Source organism: Methanobrevibacter sp. UBA188 (assembly GCF_905234905.1).
Taxonomy (GTDB): Archaea; Methanobacteriota; Methanobacteria; order Methanobacteriales; family Methanobacteriaceae; genus Methanocatella.
On record NZ_CAJOJM010000085.1, the window covers coordinates 1 to 3,204 of the forward strand.

Consider the following 3,204-nt stretch of genomic DNA (forward strand, 5'->3'; position numbering starts at 1 on the left):
CATTTCCTGTAACTGGATAATAATTGAAATCACTGGTTTTGCTTATCTTTTCAGCCATTTCGACAGATGCATTGTCCATTTCGGGTGTTGCAACATAAAATCCCTCACCATAATCTGCATTGTGGGAGTGGCTTATGATAACGGCATCTGCATCCGATGATGTTACATCCGGATTTACGAAGTCATGAACAAGGCTTTCACCGTTTGTCCTTCCTGCATCATAGTCGTCGGGATGATCTGTTACTGTTACCTTATAGTGGATGATTTTCACATCATTGTTTCCAAATTCCTTTGCGGCCTCTATTTCCGGTTCTATTGATAGTTTTTCTCTTGGATGAATTCCGGTAATCAAAGCTATGGTCTTGTTGGCACTTACATTGCCTGAAATTCCTTTTTCAACAGTTCCTATGCTTGTATTTCCAATCGTATCATAGGTGATGTTGTTGTAATGTGGGTTGAATTCATAGAATACAAAAGCGCCAACGGCCAGAAGAAGTGCAATCATGATAATTATTTTTGTGTTTTTTTGCAAAATTCTCACCCTTGTTGAATATTAAGTAAAAGACAATTAATATTTTTTTAGGTGATTTGAATAGGGCTGTTTGGGTATCAGCCCCATTCTCAAAGGGAGTTAATTCACAAACGAATATAGTTTTCGATTTCTACATGACATTTTTTGTAAAGATTTGAGGATGAATCTTTACAATTTGGTATTGGTTTTCATTGTATATATCTTTTTTCTTAATTTTTAGGTCAATATTTGCTTTATTTTATAATTTATCACTTTAAAATAATCATATTTAACTTTAATGTTATATTATAATAAATTCAACGAAATCAGGGCAATATTGCAGTATTGTTGCAATTGAATTATTGTTGAATATTGGAGAATTTTTCATGTTATGTTCTCATTAATTTTAAAAAATTCCAAATAAAACTATTAAAAATTGTATATTCTAAGATAGTTTTAAATATCTTGTTGAAGATAATTATAAATACTTAAATTGTTTTAAGTGTAAATTCAAAAAAATGTGTGAAAATATGACAAATGAAGACTTTGCAAAAAAGATAAAGGATATTAGAACTAGACAGGACATGTCTATAGAAGAATTAGCCGAAAGAAGTGGCGTAAAACAGGAAGTTCTTGAAGCTATGGAAGCTGGTGAAGTAATTCCATCACTTACACCATTAACCAAAATGGCAAGAGCCCTTGGAGTTAGGTTAGGAACCTTTTTGGATGATACTCCCGAACTTGGACCTGTAATCACAAGAGGTGGGAAAACCGAAAACTCACTTTATTTCTCAGGTAGGGAAGATGTGACAAATGCCACCAACCTTGAATTCCATTCTTTAGGTGCAGGTAAAATCGACAGAAACATAGATCCTTTCTTAATTGATATTGAATTTGAAGAAGGGGAAAAGGAATTATCCTCCCACGAAGGTGAAGAGTTCATCTATGTTTTAGAAGGGCAAATTGAGGTAATCTATGGTAAAGACACTTTCACAATCGGTGAAGGCGACACAATCTTTTATGACTCAGCAGTACCTCACCACTTACACGCAACTGGAGAAGATTCCGCTAAGATATTAGCAGTATTATACACTCCATACTGAGGTTGATAAAATGAGTAAAATAACTTTAAAACCAAAAATAGATAGATTTTACACAGATGATTTGAATTTAAACTTGAAAACATTGCAATTGGGATTGCATTTATGATTTGCATTTTGGTTTAGTTATTTTATTGTTTAATTAATTTGAGGTGAAAGGATGTCAGAATTATTTACAGAATTGCCGTTAGGAAAATTTTTCGAATCAATGGTTGAAAAACAACCAGATCATGAATTTATCGTTTATCCGGATAGGAACTTAAGATTTACATATAAAGAATTTGATGAAAGAGTAGACAACCTGGCAAAAGGAATGCTAGCTATTGGAATTGAAAAGGGAGACCATGTCGGTATATGGGCCAAAAATGTTCCGGAATGGTTGACATACATGTTTGCAACAGCCAAAATAGGTGCTACAATAGTAACTGTCAATACAGCTTACCAATCCCATGAATTGGAATATGTTTTAAAACAGTCTGATATGAAGGCATTGGCAATGACTGATGCGTTTAGGGATACAAGCTATTTTGACATAATAAACGAACTTGTTCCTGAACTTAAAACCTGTGCAAGGGGACACCTTGTGGCTGAAAAATTCCCTCATTTGAAATTCATTTTCCATGTGGGTCAGGAAAAGCATAGGGGAATGTATAACACCAACGAGCTATTGCTTCTTGGAATGAACTATGACGATGACGAATATCAGAAAATCAAGGATTCAGTCACACAGCATGATGTAATCAACATGCAGTATACTTCAGGAACTGAAGGTTTTCCGAAAGGTGTAATGCTCACTTCCCGTAACATTGTAAATGACGGTTACTACATCGGAGAAAACATGAACTATACTGCCAAAGACAGGCTTCTATTGCAGGTACCTTTGTTCCACTGTTTCGGAACAGTTTTAGGGGTAATGGCAGTAATCACTCATGGCTCAACAATGGTTGTATTGGAAGAGTATGATCCTCTTTTGGCAATATCATCAATTCAAAAGGAAAAGTGTACATCCATCTACGGTGTGCCTACAATGTTTATCGGTATGATGAATCACCCTATGTTTGAAATGTTTGATATGAGCTCACTTCGTACAGGTATCATGGCAGGTTCAACCTGTCCTGTGGAAACCATGAAGGACGCCATTGAAAAGATGAACATGAAGGAGATTACCAGTGTATATGGACTTACTGAAGCTGCTCCGGGTTTTACACAAACCAACGCTGCTGATTCATTCGAGAAAAAAATCAATACCGTAGGTAGAAAATTCCCTAATATTGAAGTTAAGATTGTAGATCCCGAAACCGGTGAAGAGGTTGGTGTCGGTGAACCTGGAGAAATCATGTGCAGAGGTTTCAATGTAATGAAAGGATATTACAATATGCCTGAGGAGACGAATAAGGTCCTGAAGGACGGTTGGTTCTACACCGGTGACCTCGGATATCTGGATGAGGATGGGTATCTGTATATGAGCGGTAGAAAGAAGAACCTGATCATTCTTAGCAACGGTGAGAACATCTCTCCAGAGGAACTCGAGCAGAACATCCTTCGTGATAATGCGGTTGAAGAGGTTCTCGTATATGATGAGAATGGTAAGAT

General features: G+C 36.1%; 2 protein-coding genes and 1 pseudogene. 2 read left to right on the plus strand and 1 reads right to left on the minus strand.

Annotated features, from left to right (window positions below; all coding sequences use genetic code 11):
- Positions 1 to 532, minus strand: a pseudogene (locus QZ143_RS09555) (hypothetical protein); the annotation flags it as partial.
- 509 nt (positions 533 to 1,041) lie between these two features.
- On the opposite strand from QZ143_RS09555, the gene QZ143_RS09560 reads away from it, so the two are divergent.
- The gene (locus QZ143_RS09560) at positions 1,042 to 1,614 is read left to right on the plus strand and encodes an XRE family transcriptional regulator (protein ID WP_292883639.1); all 573 of its coding nucleotides are present in this window, start codon (positions 1,042 to 1,044) and stop codon (positions 1,612 to 1,614) included.
- A 157-nt stretch (positions 1,615 to 1,771) separates the two neighbouring features.
- Positions 1,772 to 3,204 (plus strand): AMP-binding protein (locus QZ143_RS09565; protein ID WP_292883642.1); only part of this gene is annotated, 1,433 nt, incomplete at its 3' end.

Coding starts and splice junctions, on each gene's coding strand:
- QZ143_RS09560 (WP_292883639.1), top strand. CDS start 1,042: ATGACAAATGAAGACTTTGCAAAAAAGATAAAGGATATTAGAACTAGA.